The following is an 18,749-nucleotide window of genomic DNA, read 5'->3' as shown; positions in this document are numbered from 1 at the left end:
GTCGTCAAAATCGGTGTTGCAAAAACGGGAGTGACCATAGATTCCGTTTTCTGAGACGACCCCATATGTGATTTTGAGGGTTATGAAGCGTGAAAATCTTCTGCAACTTCAGAAAAGTAGCTGAGTAACCGGGTATCTCTCGCTGGCATACGTTCATGAGCCGGTGTTATCAGCCCCATCAGCAGAAAGCGGCCGCTATCCCACATGTGTTCTGTGTAAATGAGATAATGATCTGAGGTACGGTTGTAATTCTCTTGTCTGGCACTCCAGGTGAGCTGGAAATGCAGATTAACGTGAATATGCTGGACGTTAGCATCGACAGCGAATGGCGGGAAATCAAAGGGGGCGTCCCTTCCAAGGAGATTCGACGGTGCGCCAGTTGATTTATACGTGATGAACTCTGCCTGTAGCTGACTCTCCAGCTCAGGGTAAACGGCAAACGTGGGCTGGAAAAACGAATCCCACGTGACATGACTGTACTCAGCCGTTAACGCCATTTGGCCGCAGCCCTGTCGCCTGAATCCAGCAGGTGATTCATGGCCGAGAGGTTGATTCCAGAGTCACGCACTTCTGTCGTTCGCGTGATTTGATCAATCAGACTAAGGTAGTTTTTGGTCGCAAGACTGACCATCTTAATGGCCTTAAAGAACGCAAACTCAACAGAATTCCTGTCATACGACTGAATGATGTTTTTTTCCGGCAACATCAGAACAAAGGACTCTGCGATACCTGCGACATGGATAGTATGATTTCTGATGTCGCTGGCGACTTTGATAGCGCCGGAGAAATCGCTGTCTGCATACCGGGCCAGCTCAATGCGACTTGAGCGTAATTCTTCAGCTACGTCATTGAGAGCAACAGTGAGCTCGCTGATATCGGTTTTGTTGACTCTGGAGCCCATTTCGTAAACCCGTTCAACAATCGTAGGCTGACACGCAACCGCTTTGGGTTGCGGCTGGAAACTGGCAAGAACCAGTGCCACTGCGGCCTGCAAGTGCTGGATTTTAAATTTCACGACGACGGACTCCATAATCATCATCTCTCGACGAGGCGCTGCATTTTACTACTGAACTTAACTATATGCTAAAAAAAGTTGGTTGCATATGTGGCTGGCACAGCAAACAGGAAATTGAAATCCTCTATCTGGCCGTGGCTTTCAGGATTGCTGCCTGGAGTCTTTCAGCGGTTACGGCTTCCGGGAAAACCGTGATGGTGTCAGGAGTCGCTCCGCTAACGGGCATGACGATGATCCCCGGTGTGCCGGTGAGTCCCAGCGCCTCTGCCAGATTGCTGTTTTTCTCAAGAGACGCGGTATGGTCGCCACGAGCTGAGGTGGCCAGTCCCGCCTTTGACGCTGCCACGCGAATATCCTGCGCCGTCAGTTTGCCTTCATTTTGGCCGGTGGCGTAGATGGCATTGTGATAGGTGACATAGGCCTGCGGCCCTTTCTTTTGCCAGACCGTCAGCCCCTGCTGCGCTGCCTGAAGTGAGGCTTCCCAGCGACCACCAAAAATTGGCCACTCCTTAAAGAGGTAGCGGACGTCCGGCTGCGCTTTCATGACCTTCTCCAGCTCCGGCGCGAAGCGGCTGCAGAACACGCACTGGTAATCAAAGAATTCAATCACCGCGACCTTTGCATTATCAGGCCCGTAAGCCGGAGTATCCGGATCATGCAGAAGGTTCGCCTGATTCTCCATCACGCTGAGTGCAAACATCTTCTGCTTACGTGCCTCCTGCTGTTCCCGCAGCTTATGACTGACCGTCACCAGTATCTCCGGGTGGGACACCAGGTAGTCTGCTGCGATTTCGCCAATACGGGCCTCCTGCTCCGGGCTGAAGACCGGCTGCGGGGCCGAAGCGTGTGCCGTTGCAATAAAGCCAATGTATGTTGTAACTAATAATACCGCTAATTTATGTCTTTTCATTGCCTGATTCTCATGGTTAAAAGAGGAATTAACGTTCTTTCTGAATGGTACGGGTGAGGGTCTGTTCTTCTCGCTCCGGCATGCGGCCGCGTTCAGTGTTTTCTGCCACCCTGAGCATGTCGCGCTCAGCGTTTGCCAGATCTGCAATCACACGCGATGCCCGCGACTGTTCACCGGATGCCTTGTCAGCACCTTCCAGCTCACTCCTGACACCTGCAGCAGCTTTCATTTCCTGTCCACCGGTGTTTTCCTCACCACTCACCCTGGCGATCACATCCGCATCCGGGGTGAGTGGTTCCGGTTTACGCGGATTAATGTCTTCCGGTTTCAGTCTTATCACCTCTTCCTGCGGAATTTCCGGCGGCAACGACTCCGGCTGCCTGTTCCGTCCGGCTTCTTCATTGCGAACCTGGTCTGCCAGCAGCTGTTCTCGCAGTTGCTGTACGTTCTGCTCGTCCGTCAGCGTGGAGACAATACCCGGAGAGACATCCTGTTTTGTCCCGCCGCTCACCTTAAGCAACCATGCTGAAGGCGGTTCATCGCCGGTCTGCCAGACCACGCCGTCCTTCGGGTGATGTCGTACTGCATCGAGCGCGGCCGCCAGGTCACTGACCACAATCGTGTTGCCGGACTGGCTTCGCTGCAGTACCGCACCACGGGCACGTTCTGTCATGGCCATCCGGGTCTCCCCCTGTGTCATCCGCCCTTCCGGGCTGGCAACCAGGGAAACCAGGGCCAGGCCCGCACTACGGCCGTTGTTGTCATACACCGGCAGCGCCAGCGCCGGTTCGGGAAAGCGCCGGGTGGCCGGGATGATTTTTGCCGTCAGTGACGCATCCTGCATGCCCTGATGGCGTACCCAGGCGCGGCCAATGGCCGTTTTATTCACCGGCTGTCCCATTGCCCAGATGGCTTTCGCCTGTTTACGCTGCGTTTCTGGCGCCAGCGCATCGTGCGCCGTTTTGATATCCCGCTCCGGCGTTTTTACCGCCTTAACCCAGTCCGCCTTCCCGTCGGTATAAATCTGGACGTGCTCTTTCACGCGCGAGGCCGAGATGTAGAAGGCGCGACGGGAGGCAAGTGCCTTACGCCCGCCTTCCGTGCCCTCAAGCGCAATGACATAATCGCTACTGGCCCCCTGAGCACCGTACCCGGTGACAGCCCAGCCGTAGTCAATATGCTGCTGCGCCCTGACGGCCTGAGGATTGATGGTGATGCGGCCGTTTTCCCCCTTCAGACGAATATTGCCCGTTTCGCTGACCGACTCGACCGTATAGCGCTGGCTGGCCATCTGTCCCTGCTCCTTGTCTGTCGCCGTGAACTTCAGCAGATCGCCGGCGCGGACTTCCCTCTCGCTGCGGCGAAACAGCTGCACGTCGCCGGTGATGAGTTGCTTCGGGGAATACAGTCCAATCTTCCCTTCCTCATCACGTACCGTGACCGTACTGCCGTTGCGGTCAACGGCCAGCACGTCCTGGTAGCGATCGCCGCGTTTAACCACCATCCCGGCTTCCCAGGCATCGGTTTTGTTAAACTCATGACGGGTGTGGGTGATTTTATCGAGCACCGGCACCGTAATGGCCTTCTCCCCCAGCTCTCCCCGGGCAGCCAGCACAGCATGAATGCCGGCATTTACCGCACGACGGTCAGCGTTCAGCTGGGTGATAATGAGGGTACGGGACCGCGCCTCCGGCGTCCGGTCCGTCCAGTCAGCCACGATGTCGTTAACGGGCGTCTCCGTTTCCTGAATGGCACTCCCCGGGAGCGTGGCTGAAGCGCTACGCGCCACACGGTCAGCCGGCTGGGTTTCAATGCGCTGCAGGGCCGCATCGATCCGGTTATCAATGATGTCGTGAACGGCACCGCGCAGCTGCAGGTCTTTCTGGCGGACGATTTGCTTCATGATGGCCACATCCATCGGGCTGCGCTCCTGCATCAGCTTAAACGGCGCGCCCACGTCGACCGATTCAAACTGGTCGATATCCCCCATCGAGACCGCGCGACCGCCGCCGCTGGCAATGGCCTGGAACAGGGCCGCCGTATCCTGGTTGCCTGCCATTGAGGACTCATCGATAAGAAACACCTGTCCTTTATAGTCGGGCTTACCGCCTGCGGCCGTCGCCTGGTCATGTTCAACGATAAAGGATTTGATGGTCTGCGCCCGGACACCGACGTCGCTCATCTCTTTCACTGCCTGGTGCGTCGGGGCAAGACCCATCAGTACTGGGCGAACATCTGCCGGTAAGGTTTCAAGCGCGGTTTTCACGGCCTTCAGCTGCGTGGTCTTCCCCACGCCGGCATAGCCCTGAATCCCGATAAACTGATCCGTGGTGCCCAGCACCAGGGTGGTCGCCTTTTTCTGGCCATCGGTGAGTCCGTTCAGCACGGCCTCCGGTACCTGTTCCAGCAAGGGCTGCTGCGTACCTTTCCCTTCCGCCACCACACGCAGAATGGCTTTCTCCATCTCCCATGTGGACCGGGAAACCAGTACCGGCTCTCCCCCTGCGGATACGGACAACAGCTCGCCATTTTTAATCATCGCGCCAATTTCATTCCCGATGGCTTCAAGGTCGGGATGATATTTCTGCGCCTCCGTCGCCAGCTTAAGTTCGCTGAACACCACAGTGCGCTGGTCATTGATGGCACGCCAGACGGCCAGCCCGGCGTCCGTCCGGACGCTGTCATGCAGCGAGTCAACCGCCTGGCTGACGTCATCGTGGCCACTCAGACTTCTGACCAGCTGCACGGGAGAGGCACTGGTCTTCATGCGCTGCAGCCGGGCTTCTGCCCGATCCTGCACTTCGGCGGTGAACACTTCCGCCCGGTGACCACTCTGCGCCAGCGAGTTCATGGTCTGGGATGAGATGTCGCGACTGTTCAGCGCGGCCAGCACCACACCGGTGTCGTTATCCCGGCCGCCCGGCGCGGTCACGTAGGCATGTGACAGGTAGAGCGGCTGGTCTTTTGGCAGCGTCAGGGTCTCTTCCCCCCGTTTCACCTCAATCCCCTTTTCACTTATCCCGGTCACCTCAAGACGATCTTTTGCCTTCAGGCTGTGCTCACGATCCCCCGCCACAGCCAGCAGTTTTTCGCCGGTGGCCACGCTGAGGGTTTCACGGCTGAAGAGACGCCAGTCAGCGCTGATATCCCCGATTTTCATCCGGGTCAGCACGCCGTCCCCGTCGATGAGCGAGAGGACTCGCGTGTCCTCATGCACCCGGTCAATCACATAGGACTTACGCGCTTTTGCGTCCGTGCGATCTTCAAGTACCATGCCGGGACGGTATGAACCGGGCATGCGGCGCGTTTTGCTGTCGAGCCAGACCGGCTGCCGGGCCTCTATCTCCACGCCGTCACGCCCCAGCTGTCCTGCGTTCTGCAGCGCCTCACGTACCAGGCCCGTCAGCTGTGCCTGTTCACGCCTGCCGACCACAACGGCGGTGACGTTTTCACTGCCTCCGCTCAGCTCTGCAAACCGGTTGGCCAGCGCCTCGTAACGGTCGCGTTTGTTCGGAATACTGACCACTTCGGCCTCCAGCCCGGGCGCCGGCTCAGTGCGGCGGGAGCGGGCAACCCCCGCGGACTCCAGCACGGACATGGCATTACCGTTCGCCTGACGCCCGGCACTGTCGAGAAAAACCAGCTGTGCGTCCTGCGCCCGCGCTTCGCCCAGCAGTACCAGCGTCTCCTTTAATCCCAGACGCTCTGCCCCTTCGATAATCAGCGTGCTCTGGGGTTTCAGGCGGAAATCACCGCTCAGAACATGTTGCCGGCTGATAATCCGTTCCCGCAAATCGTCGGATTTCGCCAGCGAAATGGCGCGCTCGGCAGAGCTGGCCAGCACCTGAACGTCACGACCGTTCGCGCCGGCAATACCGGCCAGCTGCGCGGTCAGGTCACGGATACCCGCCACGCCTGACGGGGCATTCATCAGAACCAGGGCGTCTTTCTCCACCACTTCCAGCGCCGCCGGCGCGTACTGCGCCGGACGGGTGAAACTGACGACTTTTGTGGATTTGAGATGTTCCTGACTCAGCGCCTGGATCGAGAGTTCATCCAGCAGGTGAATACGGGAGGTGAAGACCCCTTTCTCACTGTCCAGCGGCACAATCATGCCGTCCTTCAGCGCCGCATCGATGGCCACACGAATATCCTTAATCTCCGGCAGCCGTTCACTCAGCTCAGCGGTGGTCATCATCAACTCGCCAAAGGTGAAGCGCGTTTTACTGTCGCTGAGCTGCGAGATGGCCAACCGGACAGCCTCAGCCAGTTCCGGGCGGGGTATTTCAGTGTCCCGCTGCGCTGCGGGAAAGTTTCTGGTCGCCGGCGTTTTTTCGGGGCCGGTTTGTGCCGGCTGACGCAGCGTGTCAGTCTGTTGTGGTACTGGCTGACGGGACAGGCTCTCCCGTTCTGCGGGTTGAGCAGGTGTATCGACGCTCTTTTCTGCCGTGGACGACGTCTGCAAAGAAGCCTGTTCAGGCCCGGCAGGAACCGGCTTAACCTGGTGATCTCGCTCCGGCTGAGGCGCGGTCTCACGAAGACCTGCATCACGCGGCACCACGCTTTCCTGATACGCCTTCAGGTCAAATCCCTTCTCCTTCATCTGACCCAACCAGCGCTCCATCAGGCGCATCCGCGAAGGGTCAACTTTCGCCCTGCGGGTATCTTTGGCGGCCACATCCCGGCTGCGCAGCGTGGCTTCAGCCCCCACGGCCCCTCTGATTTCCCGGCCACGGGAGGAATATTCATCCACAACTTCATCCGGAATTGCCTTAATCTCCCACATGCCGTGTTTGCCGACCTCTTTCACTTCGTGGCCGAGCGCTTCAACACGTTCGCGAAGGGCACCTCGATAGATTTTTCCGAGCGTGACCTGGTGCTTCATGACGGTCTCGATAAAGCCGGCGTTATGGATATAGTCTGTGGCCAGAGCTTTCCATTTGCCCGCATACTCCGTCATATTGGCAACCAGGAGATGAGTGTGTATCAGCGGGTCGAGGTTACGTGACGTGTCATGCGTGTAGGCGGCCGCGACCATCTTGCCGGTGTGTACGATGGACGTAACGCCGTCTTTGGTGTTCCGGGCCGAGATGAGCTTCTCCACATAGCCGGCCGCCACGCGGACGGCGTGGTAGTGTGCTTCCAGCATTTCTTTATCGTTGCCGATGAGAGCCAGAATGGACACGCTTTTGGGGGCGGAAAAAGTCAGGTCATGGCCCGGGCGGTGGACATGCTGTCCGTTAACCTCCTTGCCAAGCCGTGAACCGTCCGGAAGACGTCCCTCGAGCACGGCCGTCAGATCATCGCCACGGACGTTGCCCTCCAGACCCAGCGCTTTTGCACCCTCTCCCATCCACAGGCTCTGCAGGCTACCCAGAAAATAGTAGTTATCGGAATTGCTGTAGTAGCCTGCAGCCTCGCCGGCTGACGCTACTGGGGCGACTGACATCATAATTCAGGCTCTCTGTCGTAATAGTAATGGTCGTTTTCGTCGTAACCCGAGTCGTCCGCGTGACGGTGAAGTAAAATGTTCTCTTCTTCCTGCGCCAGCTGCCGGTGAGTACCGTGGGCTTCATCCGGGGTTTTCGGTGTCACTGACTTCCCTGCCGTCGCCAGACTCAGGCCGCCGTCAGGCAGTGCCGTCACCTTCATATCCAGGTTCATGGATTCGCCCGCATTCTCGCTGGCCTGATCTTCGCCTCCGTCTGAGGTGGCTTTGGTACTGAGCCGCCGTTTCAGCATTCCCAGCGCGCCAGCCGCAGCAGGCTCGGAGGGAATATCCAGCTGGGTTCTGCTGCGGATTTTTTGCAGTGCTGCTGGAATTTCCGGATTAAGGGACGCGGTCCCTTTTTGATGATTTGGTGCAGGTTTCGAGGGCCGAAGAGAGACAACATTGTCTTTTTTGTCTCCAGTGACAGGGTCTGTCACCGTGCTGTGACTTTCAGTTACAACTTCCGGGACCACTGGTTCTGTTCGCGATGTGACGGGCTCCCTTGATGGTACCGGCCTCAGTTCAGGGGCTGCGCTGCGCGAGGGTTTCGGTTCCTCCATTCGGGTACGAGCCACTTTTTCGACGGGCGATGCTGCCGGAGAGCCGGATGCGCCTGCAGACGAAACCGGAGCAGGACCGCCAGCTGCAGATGATGTCTCGTTCCCCTTCTCCAGCACTTCATCGCCGGTCGGGAAGGTCAGACCTGCAGCAGTCGCTGCACGCTCATTCGCCTGGATCACCCTCTCAAGTTCCGGACTGAGAGCATCGTGAATATTGCGTTCGATCAGACCAGCATGACGTTTTTTAAATGGACGGTATTTCAGCTTCAGACGAACGACCGGATACTCACCCGGTAGGCGCACGTAGAAGTTGAGGTTTGGCAGACGCATGATCTGCTCGTAGTCGACAATCGGGTTATTGACCTCGTCCTTGCCGAGGGACACACCGTCACGCACCTGATCCAGACCGTAGCTGTTCTGCTCACGGATTTTGCGCTTACGCTGGTTGCCCAGCTCCTCCTCCACCACTTTGGCCATCTCCGCACTCGGCGAACGTCCGTACATACGGGTATTCATCAGGTCAAAGATACTTTTGGCCAGCTCGCGGCCGTAGACGTGAACCAGCTGCGCCATGTTCTGCATTCCCAGCACAAAACAGCCGCCGAACTTACGCGCTTCCGCCAGCGTCTCAGCCAGCTCGGGGATGCGCTGCAGGCTGGGTGCTTCATCAAGAATGAACCACACCCGGCGCTCGCTGTTTTCCCCCATGCTCTGCAGTAACAATGTGGCCAACGACACCCAGAGTGAGATCAGCGGGCGTACACTTTTGCGGTGTCGGGCCTGAGTGGAAATAAACAGCCAGCTGCTGTCATATCGCTCCTGCGTCATCCACTCCCGAATGGTGAAAGGTGGTTTGGTGCCGTCATCCAGTCCCTGAAGAAACCGCAGCGCTTTGGCATAGTTGGTTACCACGGAGCGAATGGATATGGCTGTTTTCTCGATCTTCTCCTCAACCAGGTTGGCTGAAGGCGTATTGACAAGATATTGACGCAAACTTTTCATGCTGAGTGACAGCAGGGTTTTGAGGAACTTTTCTATACTCCTGTCCGGATCAACCGACATCCGTATAGCGAGGTCAGCGCAGATGGTCCGTGAACTTGAAACCCAGAATGGGTCGGACTCCCCTTCTACCGGGATGAGGCTGGCAGCCAGGTTGTCATAGTCGACCGCATCAATACACTCACCCCACATCTGCCAGTTAGCACAGCGTTCGTCGTGTGCATTAAGAATGAAATCGGTGGAGGGGTTGTAGTGGGTTTCAGTGAAGGTGCAGCCGGAGTCGTAAATGATAGCCCTGTCACCACGTTTGCGTATGTAGTCCAGAAGCCAGCGGATGATGGTCGATTTACCCACGTTAATGGTGCCATGCATGAGGAAATTCATTACCTCAGCCCTTTTAACCATGTGTAAATCAGCCACCCGCAGATCGGACAATTCACCGTTTTGGCGCAGCAATTTATTCACTTCCGATGGCTTGTCGGTCAACTGCATGCCGGAGAGATATTCGTCCTCGCTCTCCTTTCTGCCGATATTCGCGATAAACCAGGTCACGGCGATAAACACCACCATACTGAACAGCCCACTGGCACCGGCTGCCCACTGCAGCTCACGCAGGCACTGGTCGCCCATCGCCTGCATGTACGGGTCGGTATAAATCTGCGGCAGGGTCATCTTCAGCACCATTGCCGTCGCGGTAGGCGCATACCAGTAGTGAACGTCGTAGATTTTTGGCGTTCCCGATGCTGGCATAAGGTCGATAAAGCTGCTGTTGATACTGGCGAACCACCACAGGGAACCGTTATCCAGGGCTTCCTGAGGGATTCGCCAGAGAAAGATGGCGGTAGTCAGTACGGCGAACAGGATGAAGATCCAGAATCCTATCCAGTTGTTCACCTGAATGAACATGCGCCAGCGGTAGGCGGTCATCTGCCCGCCCTGGGTGAGGTTTTTTCCTGCGAAGCTCATAGAGTGTTGTCCAGCCGTTATCGCATCACCTGTGCGGTGATGTGTGTTATCAGAGAAGAAACGTTGAAAAGGGGGATGAAAAAATGTGGTACCGCGTGGGGGTTAATCGTCAGGTTATTCCATCTGACTCAGTTCATACCTGGCCTGCTGACATCCGTCCTCCCAGTCCTGTTTATTAATGTATGCAGCCACAGAACGGACTGACGAGGCCACATCCTTATAAACCGGTGAATGCCACTCCCGGGGCTCCAGATCATAAAGGGTAAATTCATATCCAGCCCAGAAAGCAACAATGGTCATACCCTGCCCCTCAGGAAGTGAACCGAATACATTCATCCAGGCCCTTGCTGCCATCAGTTCGCTTTCCAGATGGATAAGTGACCAGAATTCTGCTGAGTAATCTGCACGTTCATTTATCTGATGCATCATGATGGACGAACTCCTTTGAAATTAAGGACGCAACGCTCGCCGCAGACAGGGCTGCGCCTGGCGCAGCCATGCGAGGAAGCGTAATTACTGGTAACTGACAGAAAGCACTGACGCACCCGGCTCCGGGAAGAACACGGTGAATATCAGTCTGAGGGGGAACAGGCTGTGACGGTCGCCACAGCCGCAGGGTATTACATGATGCCGGCGATGGATTTGGCCAGCTGAGCTTCCAGGACAGGTTTCGCCTCTTCGAACTTGAGGTTTACCTTGTTGGCATTGGATACCACACGGGTCTGGTATTTAGCGCGGTTGCCCTGTTCTGAGCTGGTCTGTAGCTTGACGCCTGAGGTTCCCTGCTTCAGTGCCGCGATATTGTCAGTCGTGACGGTCGCCTTGCTGCGCTCGGAAATTTGCAGATCGGTCACCATCGTGTAGTTCACGTCTTCAACCATTGCATCTGCAGCCATACCAATCAGGCCACTGGCCAGCCCTACACCCAGCGTTGCGCCAGCTGAAGACGAGTTATACGCCGTAATACCCGCGCCCAGTGCCGCTCCCATTGCCGCACCTTCGTACCCGGTCTTGAGGAAGCCCTGCGCATCACGCAGATCCATTTTTTCGGCTTTCAGTACGTTCGCCTGAATCCAGTAGTAGGCGGCGTCCGGAGAACTGGTGATGCGGTAGCCTTTGGCGGCCAGTTCATTTGTAATTTGTGCCTGCAGACCGGACATGTCCTTGTCGGAAGTATTACGGACCTGCAAATAAACGGTCTTCTCTGATGATGGCTCCAGCCAGATGGTTTCACTCATCTGGGTTTTGACATCGAGATTACGTTTCTTCACCGCAGTGGACATGGCACCACAACCTGACAGTGCAAGAGTAGAAGCGATCAGACCTACAACGGCTAATTGTTTTAATTTCATAGATTCTTCCTGTGCATAGAAAAACGTCCCCGTTAGCGAGACATAGCTAACAGAGACGTTATCGGCAGATTTGAAGGTTAATTTACAGCGAGAAGGGATAAAAATCCCGGCTACGTATGAAGTTCCGGCAATGTATTTTCATCAGAGGTTAAATTTCACTTAAGATAGAATATTGACCATTCCTATCTACTCATCATCTTACTGGCCGTTGACATCAATAGCCCCAGACCGTAACGAGTGCTCTGTATTCCAAGATATCCATTAGTAACAAATATTGAAATGAATAAAACTGCTGGAATACTCCCTGCCAGTAAAATCCCCCAATCCGTTATCATCCCTACGAGAGATAACAAGGTGGCGCTACCCCATAGGTACAAGGCTATTTTCTTAACTGTGGACCTTAAGGAAGTGATTAATGTCGAACGATTCCTGATATCTTCAGGTATAGATAGATATACCAGTACAGTAGAATAATTTATGAGTATGAAGAATATTGCTACAACAGCTGTCGCCCCTATAGATATCCATCCTCCATACCCTAAAACGAGCTGAGCTGCTTCAAGATAGAACTTCCAGCCTAGCCCACTATTATCTCCTGCTTGAATCAGACTGACAGAATAAGCAAACCACATCAGAATAGCTGTGAGGATCATAATTACAGGGTATATAGCTACAATCTGGAAAGCCTTCTTCGGCGATGAAACTGGACGTTCATCACTACTAATCCCTGAGATAATCTCAGCAATTTCTTTTTTTGCATCACCATTTGAGAATGCCATATACCCTCCTAATCAGCCCGTCTTCCTTTCTCTTAGCTCAGCTAATCTACGTTTCATTTCATCATCATGTTCAGCAGGAGATGATTCCCCCTGACTGATTTTCTCTTTATTTAAACCATTCGAGAATGAACTTTGTGAATTATGAAGCTCTCCTTTCAATATATCACTGGATGCCTGAACAGTGGATTGTTTTTTACCAATTTCTCCAGCAGATTCGTTGATTTTATGCTCATTTTCAGATCTTTGTTCCGCCACTCGTCGTTGTAACTCATTCTGTGGACCAAAACCCTGCGAGGAATGTTCGTGCAGCTTAGCCTGATTTTCTTTGTATGCCTCCTGCATAGCACCACCACGTACTTTTTCGCCGCCGACATTAATACCAGAACTGTTATGAGTAATTTCACTTTCCTGGCCATGCACGGTCCCTTGCTCCCTAACGACTCCTGAATGACGGAACTCCGGATGTGATTCTGCAATATGGCCGGCATTTTGATCTGCAGTTGAGTGTCTTCCGGTGTTAACCATACTTACGGACGAGGTGATATTACCCGAGCTGCTTCTCTGTCCGGCAGATTGTCCTTCATGATTTGTTGGTTGCTCATTCCCTCGCGAAACAGACTCGGTTGTTCTGGTTGAAATATTTTCACCTGCAGGTGTAACCTGCCCACCCTGCTGGCCTCCATAACCTGTGACCTGAGTCGTTCCTGATGTCTGGACATTGCCAACACCTCCCTGGTTATGAGCATCGCCATCCAGAGAACTGTAATTTACTCCTCCAACATTACCGGATGGACCTGATACCTGCTGACTGCCATGGGCTGGCTGAACAATATGCTCACCGCTGAATGCCGCATGCTCATTACCGCTTCTAAGATCCGCTCTCCCCTGCTGATAGTCGCCCATAATTTCAGGTTTAAGACGCTCATTAACGAATTCCATTGCCGCTTCTCGCGCCGACGGCGCACTTGTCAGCATGGATTGAGCCTTATCACCGTATTTATTAGCCGCCCAGTCCACAAACTCCTGCGTATAGTTCGTATCGAGGCTTGCACTCTGGTTCTGAGCAACGGTGGCCATACGACTGAACTCGTTACTCTGCGTTGAACTGGTGGTGTACTGATGGTACTGGCTTTCAGCATCATTGAGTGTTGCGGCAAACTGCTGAACATTGCTGCTTGCTGCATTCTCGGAATGGTTTGCACCCTCGGTGATTCGGCTACTTTTAACCATATCCATACCCTGCCGGAAGTCATTAACTGCCTGGCTGTTCTGGTCGTGTCGCATATCCTGATTACTGGAGTGAGTTTCCTGGGTACCATGCGAGCTTCCGCTCGCCCCTTTAACTTCTGCACCAAGATGTGCTTCTGCACTGACTCCAGTAGCCCATTTCCCAATTTTCCCGAATGCCTGATCGCCGGTGTTAAATTTACCGCTTGCTCCAGCATTAACACTGCCTTCAACAGATTTTGACATCAGCTGGTTGTAAGCCTCCTGCGTAGAGATATTATTCGCCTTCGCGTAATTCTCTGCAGCAGACATCATCATACTGGCACCGCGCGTTGCGTTAGTGGCCTGGCTGTTTTCACTGCCGCTGGTCAGGCTGTCGCTGGTACCGGTCTGGTGAGACAGCTGTGAGAGCTGCGACCAGCCACTGGTGACGCTGTGGTTGTAGCCATCGAGCGCCGTCTGCGCCTGGACCTGGGACTGGCGGGCTGACTCCTGGAAACCACTGCTGGCCAGCTGGCTGAGCTTCATGTTCACCGGCAGATTCGACATTGCGCCTGAGCCGTCGATAACCGTATGGCCACCGGCCGTCTGCGTCTGCGTGGAACCATTATCTGCCTGCCACGTCTGCTGGCCCTGACGCTGCATCAGATTGGTATCCATCTTGTTCTGGCTGACATTGTCCATTGACATGTTGTTAAACGACCAGTTTCCGTCCGCCGTGGTCGCTGCCACACCTGCCGACGTGAAGGCGCCCGAACTGAGGACACTGCCTGCCACCTGAGAGCCCATCGCCGCAGCACCCTTGGTCAGATAGAACGACAGCACCGGAATGGACAGCGACAGATACCCTGCCAGATTCGCCACGTCCGAATGCTGCAGTGCCACCACATCCTTGTTGGCCAGCACCAGAGGCGTGCCCCCGGACTGACTCTGCAGCCAGTAGTTGGCGGCATAGTTAAGAATGGCGAACATCACCGGCCACATCTGGAAATAGATAAACCCGGAAACATATATTTTCAGGGTGTTCAGCCCAAACAGAGTGTGATTTGATGCAGCCAGCGCAATCATCAGCGGGAACAGGCACACCAGGATAAGCATCAGCAGGGACTGTGCAAACGGCAGTGTACGGGTGGCAAGCTCATTACCCGCCGCCCAGCTGAGACGCTGTTTGGTTGCTGCGTTCTCGGTGGCCAGGTTCAGCAGGTTAGCCGTGTCGGATGAGCGAGCGGCAAAACCCTTAATCCCCTGCCGGACTGCACTGTTCGTGATGTTGTTCTTCATGATCTGCGCAGCCGTCATTCCCCCGGCATAGAAGAATCCGTAGCTCTCACCCATAGCGTTGGCCAGAAGCGAGGCGCCATTCAGCTTGTTGCCGAAGACCTTCCGCGTCAGCCAGGTGAACGTCGCACTGCCCGGATTGACGTCGGTATTCGCCAGCGTCTTAATCTCCGTTGCCGCCTGCTGACAGGTCAGGAACTGACGCGAGGTGGAGGTCATCTTAAAGATGCCCCGCAGCGGGCTTGGGTTACTGGTTATCAGCGTCAGCGGGTCAGTGGAATTGAGCAGCTGATTGATGGTGTATTTACCGTTCAGCAGAATGTCGCCGATCACACAGTTTTCCACATAGTCCGGCAGCATCTGTGCCAGCTCCGGATTCTGCGTGGAAAAGTCGCTGGTTTCCGCCACAATCTGCGAGCCAAACAGCATACCGGTCTTGCTGTAGGTTACCGAGTCGGGCCTGGCCATCAGCATGTCGTACACCGATGCCATTTTGTAACCGATGCTGGTCGTCAGTGACGCGATGGCCGCCAGACCGACCGGTACATTGTCGGTTTTCCACACCGCAGCCGGGTCTGAGAGGTCAATTATCTGTACTGAACGTTTCGGTACCAGCAGGATGGTCGTCAGGATCATGAAGATCGCCAGCCACTGGACGAAGACCATCGGGTTACGTTGTTTGATGAAAGTGAGCAATACAGCCAGCACCCCGAAGGTGCCGGCAATACGCATTAAGGTGTGGAAGGTATTCTGACCGACAAGGGTGACAACGGCGTCCAGCGCCGTTTTCCACATTCCCCCGCCATAAATGGTGTATATCTCAAGCATCAGCGATCACCCCAGTGATAGTTGCTTTGATAGGAGCCTGAAACAATGGTGGACACCTGCTGCTGCAGGTACTGCATGTTGCGGTCGATGCCGTCCAGTGCGTTCTGGTCTGCCGCAGACTGCAGCTTCATGTCGGCCAGCAGTCCCTGGGCATGAATGATGTTGTCGCGCAGCTTCGCAGCGGCCTCTTCCGGGAAGTTCTTACCCGCCAGAGACAGGCTTGCCTGTTTCACCAGTTCCTGGAGGTACTGGATCATCAGGTCCTGCGCGATGAAGTCGGAAACCTGCAGGAGGTACGTGGCGCTCATCCCCATACTCTGGGCGTTGGTCAGGTATTTCAGTACCGGCACAGAGGTGGTGTTCACGAAGCCTTTTTCCTGATCGGTCAGCGGTTTGTCATCGACAAGTTTGTTCTGCATCGAGAGCATCAGGTTTTTGACCAGTGTGACCAGAGCGTTGGACTCAGTAATCGTCAGGTTAGTGACGACAGGCCCCAGACAGAGTGTTGCCTCATCGCACCCGTAGACCTTCGCTGTTCCTCCGCGCATCAGGACTTTAATCAGGTCGCGGTTATCGACCAGCGGCGTCAGGATTGTCACGTCTCCGGTTTTGTTGAAAATGATGGAGCCGACAGTACTCATGACCAGCTCCTTCAGGGCGCGATCGTTACCAAGCAGCCCGTTCTTACTGAGCGTGTCCCAGATAAGGTTTTTGTTTTTCAGTACCTGGTCTTTTTCTGCATCGCCGGCTTTGGCCGTGACTTTATCCCCCTGTCCTCCGACGGTGCAGCCCTGGCGGGAGGCCGCCCAGTCAGCAAACATGTTGGTTTCGCCGGCAATGTCCTGGCAGATTTTCTGCTGTGACACCTGCGTTACGGGCCACAACCCGCCTATGATGCCCTGAGCGGCCTGGCACGAACTCATGTTCATGGAGTTAACATCACTGGCCAGCTTCTGCAGGAAATCTTTCGCCTGCTTCAGCTCCGGGACCATCGTCTGCAGTGCCAGGTCGAAGGCATAGCCAGCCGCGTTACTCATGATTTGCTTCACGAACCGCTGAATTTCCTCACCGCTGATCATGCTGAATGACCCCAGGTAGGCATCGATACCGCCGCAGCCAGCGTTCAGGGACGGCAGCTGCATCGAGATCAGCTGAACGTTTTTGACGGGGTTTCGCAGGTAGACTGACCCGCCGGAGAAATACCCGGCCGCCTGCCCCTGCCAGGCCTGCGCCTGAGAGACGTTGCCGCTGTAGCCCAGCTTGCCAAAGAAGCCGTTGAGGTCACCATTGACGTCCGCCTGAGCAGGCAGCGCTGCCAGACCTGAGAAGAACACAATCCCTGCCGTAATAAGCGCCTTAATCATTAGGCACCTCCACAGCTTGCGTATCCTTGCCTGCCGGGATGTCAGCACGGTTCAGTTTGCAGCAAAGATATGTGGCCAGACAGAGCCAGCTGCAGACGAGTAAATTCACCGCAATGAGCGCGATAATCGCGGCCATAACGCCCCACAACAGGTACTGCGGATAGTGGATAAGAAGCGAGAGCGTAAACTGTTCGGCGCGGTCAACGGACATCGCACTGAGCGTTGTGATGGCGCACTTCACATATACCCTTTCGACTACGGCGGTAAAAATTAAGGCATAAAACAGTTTCAGGGTTAACAAATCCGTCCATTTTCGGGTTTCCGTATCCTCACTACTGTCTTTCAGTATCCCGATAGCCTGGTTTCGGATAAACGTCTTCAGTCTGATGTGCCTCATGCAATCTCCTCCCGGGGTTTCCTGACCAGGGTCTGCCGGCAGACGTACAGCCCGGTGACGGTGAAAAAGAAGCCGATACTCAGCGAGATAAGCAGGAGCACCGGAAAGTCCTGCAGACAGGTTGTCAGTTCAGGACGGTTCAGGACGCTGACCACCCGGTGGGCCAGTACCCCATAGAATGCTGCGGACACAAGCAGCGTCACGCTGAATAACAGCCACACGCGCTCGGTACGCGATAACGCATACGTATTTGTCGTCATTTTGTAGTCCGTTTGTATTACTGAGGGGTGACCTGCGCGCTTGCCGGCATGGGCGGCAGCGTTTTCGGATCGACGTTGTCCATGTCAGCCTGAATCAGGCTGGCCATACGGCTCTCAAGAGCGGGGATGTCCATCACACCCTGGGTCAGCGGGTAGGCTTTCAGGGTGTTGACGTTGACCATAAAGGCCGTCGGTGTCGCAATCGGCAGCCCGTTTCCGAAGAAGGTCACAATCTCGTCTGCAATGGGCGATTTAAGATCGCTCTTGCGCGGGATCATCGGCGTCGGAAAGGCGATATCGCCGCCACCGTCCAGGGTGTACGGATAGACCTTAATTGCATGCTCATCGGCCCAGCCCTTCAGAAGAGGGTCAAACTTCGCGCTGTACTGGCAGTGTGCCTGCATAAAGAGCACCACGGCATAATCTTTCATGTTAGCCTGACGTCCGTCCGGCAGCGCCATCAGGCTGGCCGGCGCAGGTACCGGAATGGAGGAGGCGGTGACGGCTGCAGCGTCAGTTGAGGCCGTTTTTGTCGCTTCAAGCGCCATTAACTCCTCGCGCGCCCCGGCGTTCGCCAGCAGGGGCAGGCACATCAACAGAGCCGTGAGTCCGGTTTTAATGTTCATGGTCGCCTTCCTTATGCGTTTGCCCTCTTTCGTCTCGGTACCAGCGATAACCGGCATAAATCACCATGCCAGCCGCCCCGGCCCACATCCCATTGCACAGCCACAGCAGGCCCTGCTGTGTATGCTCCACGGACCAGGTCATCAGCTCGCTCAGTACGCGCGCCATCGTGCCCCAGAAAATCAGTCCTGCGAGAAGAGTTGGTTTCATTCCTGTGTCTCCTTGTTCTGCCGTACCAGAACCGAATGTCTGTCTGGTGAAATGCGACGCTGAGCGGCCCGGGACAGGCCATATAAAACAAACCACAATCCAAAGCCCAACATAGCGGACATCATCCAGACGTAGCGCAACGTTGCATCAACCGAACGCACCCATGAATCGCTGTCAACGGGCCCGCGCTGACATAACACTTCAGGCGGTGCTTTATCTAAAACGGAAGGCACGGGCTTTAACGACTCTCCGGGTTCAGGTGGCGAGAAACGCCCTGCCATCTCATGTTCATTAACACATCCCATCACCTTGTCGGCAGGCGCACCCTCAGTCAGGTGATGAAAGGTCGTCAGGAATTGCCGGGAAAGTGAGCCGTCTGATGCCGCCAGCATCACAAACACATACAGCACCAGTGCCGGGCCGAGGACGAAGGAATACAGGGCAGCCCGCCCTGCATCGCGGATGAGGGTAAACAGTGTTTTTGTCATA

Annotated in this window: 15 protein-coding genes; all 15 read right to left on the bottom strand. The window is 55.3% G+C overall.

All coding sequences use genetic code 11. The annotated features are described in order from the left end of the window. Positions 1-80: 80 nt before the first annotated feature. A complete protein-coding gene (locus tag HX884_RS12485; RefSeq protein ID WP_023338064.1) occupies positions 81-497 on the bottom strand; it encodes a type II toxin-antitoxin system YafO family toxin in 417 nt (138 codons plus the stop codon). Continuing rightward, positions 488-1,015, bottom strand: coding sequence for a hypothetical protein (locus HX884_RS12480; RefSeq protein WP_225986326.1), 528 nt, complete (start codon positions 1,013-1,015; stop codon positions 488-490). The genes HX884_RS12485 and HX884_RS12480 overlap by 10 nt, the downstream gene beginning before the upstream one ends. A gap of 124 nt (positions 1,016-1,139) precedes the next feature. After that, a complete protein-coding gene (locus tag HX884_RS12475; RefSeq protein WP_110820869.1) occupies positions 1,140-1,925 on the bottom strand; it encodes a DsbA family protein in 786 nt (261 codons plus the stop codon). 28 nt (positions 1,926-1,953) lie between these two features. After that, the gene (gene traI / locus HX884_RS12470; protein ID WP_110820870.1) at positions 1,954-7,377 is read right to left on the bottom strand and encodes a conjugative transfer relaxase/helicase TraI; all 5,424 of its coding nucleotides are present in this window, start codon (positions 7,375-7,377) and stop codon (positions 1,954-1,956) included. Then, positions 7,374-9,941 carry a type IV conjugative transfer system coupling protein TraD gene (traD, locus tag HX884_RS12465; RefSeq protein WP_110820871.1) on the bottom strand — a complete coding sequence of 856 codons (2,568 nt, stop codon included), beginning with the start codon at positions 9,939-9,941 and terminating at the stop codon, positions 7,374-7,376. Before traD ends, traI begins: the two co-directional genes overlap by 4 nt. Positions 9,942-10,055: 114 nt before the next feature. Continuing rightward, positions 10,056-10,370, bottom strand: a complete 315-nt coding sequence (locus HX884_RS12460; RefSeq protein WP_047959896.1) for a hypothetical protein — start codon at positions 10,368-10,370, stop codon at positions 10,056-10,058. A 191-nt stretch (positions 10,371-10,561) separates the two neighbouring features. Beyond that, positions 10,562-11,293, bottom strand: coding sequence for a conjugal transfer complement resistance protein TraT (gene traT, locus HX884_RS12455; RefSeq protein ID WP_110820872.1), 732 nt, complete (start codon positions 11,291-11,293; stop codon positions 10,562-10,564). Between the two features lie 182 nt (positions 11,294-11,475). Next, positions 11,476-12,072: a hypothetical protein gene (locus HX884_RS12450; RefSeq protein WP_061549501.1), complete on the bottom strand. Its 597-nt coding sequence runs from the start codon at positions 12,070-12,072 to the stop codon at positions 11,476-11,478. Between the two features lie 12 nt (positions 12,073-12,084). Further along, on the bottom strand, positions 12,085-15,405 hold the full coding sequence (gene traG, locus HX884_RS12445) for a conjugal transfer mating-pair stabilization protein TraG (RefSeq protein WP_061549500.1): 3,321 nt from the start codon (positions 15,403-15,405) through the stop codon (positions 12,085-12,087). Continuing rightward, positions 15,405-16,769 (bottom strand): conjugal transfer pilus assembly protein TraH, encoded by a 1,365-nt coding sequence (gene traH / locus HX884_RS12440; protein ID WP_061549499.1) that lies wholly within the window; start codon positions 16,767-16,769, stop codon positions 15,405-15,407. The genes traG and traH overlap by 1 nt, the downstream gene beginning before the upstream one ends. After that, positions 16,762-17,166, bottom strand: a complete 405-nt coding sequence (locus HX884_RS12435; protein WP_061549498.1) for a hypothetical protein — start codon at positions 17,164-17,166, stop codon at positions 16,762-16,764. Before HX884_RS12435 ends, traH begins: the two co-directional genes overlap by 8 nt. Beyond that, entirely contained in the window at positions 17,163-17,426 is a 264-nt protein-coding gene (locus tag HX884_RS12430) for a hypothetical protein (protein ID WP_013087221.1), read from the bottom strand. Before HX884_RS12430 ends, HX884_RS12435 begins: the two co-directional genes overlap by 4 nt. Before the next feature lie 17 nt (positions 17,427-17,443). Continuing rightward, positions 17,444-18,052 (bottom strand): type-F conjugative transfer system pilin assembly thiol-disulfide isomerase TrbB, encoded by a 609-nt coding sequence (locus tag HX884_RS12425; protein ID WP_061549497.1) that lies wholly within the window; start codon positions 18,050-18,052, stop codon positions 17,444-17,446. Continuing rightward, entirely contained in the window at positions 18,042-18,260 is a 219-nt protein-coding gene (locus tag HX884_RS12420; RefSeq protein ID WP_061549496.1) for a hypothetical protein, read from the bottom strand. The genes HX884_RS12425 and HX884_RS12420 overlap by 11 nt, the downstream gene beginning before the upstream one ends. Then, positions 18,257-18,748, bottom strand: coding sequence for a hypothetical protein (locus tag HX884_RS12415; RefSeq protein ID WP_061549495.1), 492 nt, complete (start codon positions 18,746-18,748; stop codon positions 18,257-18,259). The genes HX884_RS12420 and HX884_RS12415 overlap by 4 nt, the downstream gene beginning before the upstream one ends. Between the last annotated feature and the right edge of the window lies 1 nt (position 18,749).

It is taken from the genome of Enterobacter sp. SECR19-1250, from assembly GCF_013391025.1.
In the GTDB taxonomy this organism is placed as follows: domain Bacteria; phylum Pseudomonadota; class Gammaproteobacteria; order Enterobacterales; family Enterobacteriaceae; genus Enterobacter; species Enterobacter cloacae.
This window is presented reverse-complemented; position numbering and strand designations above follow the sequence as displayed.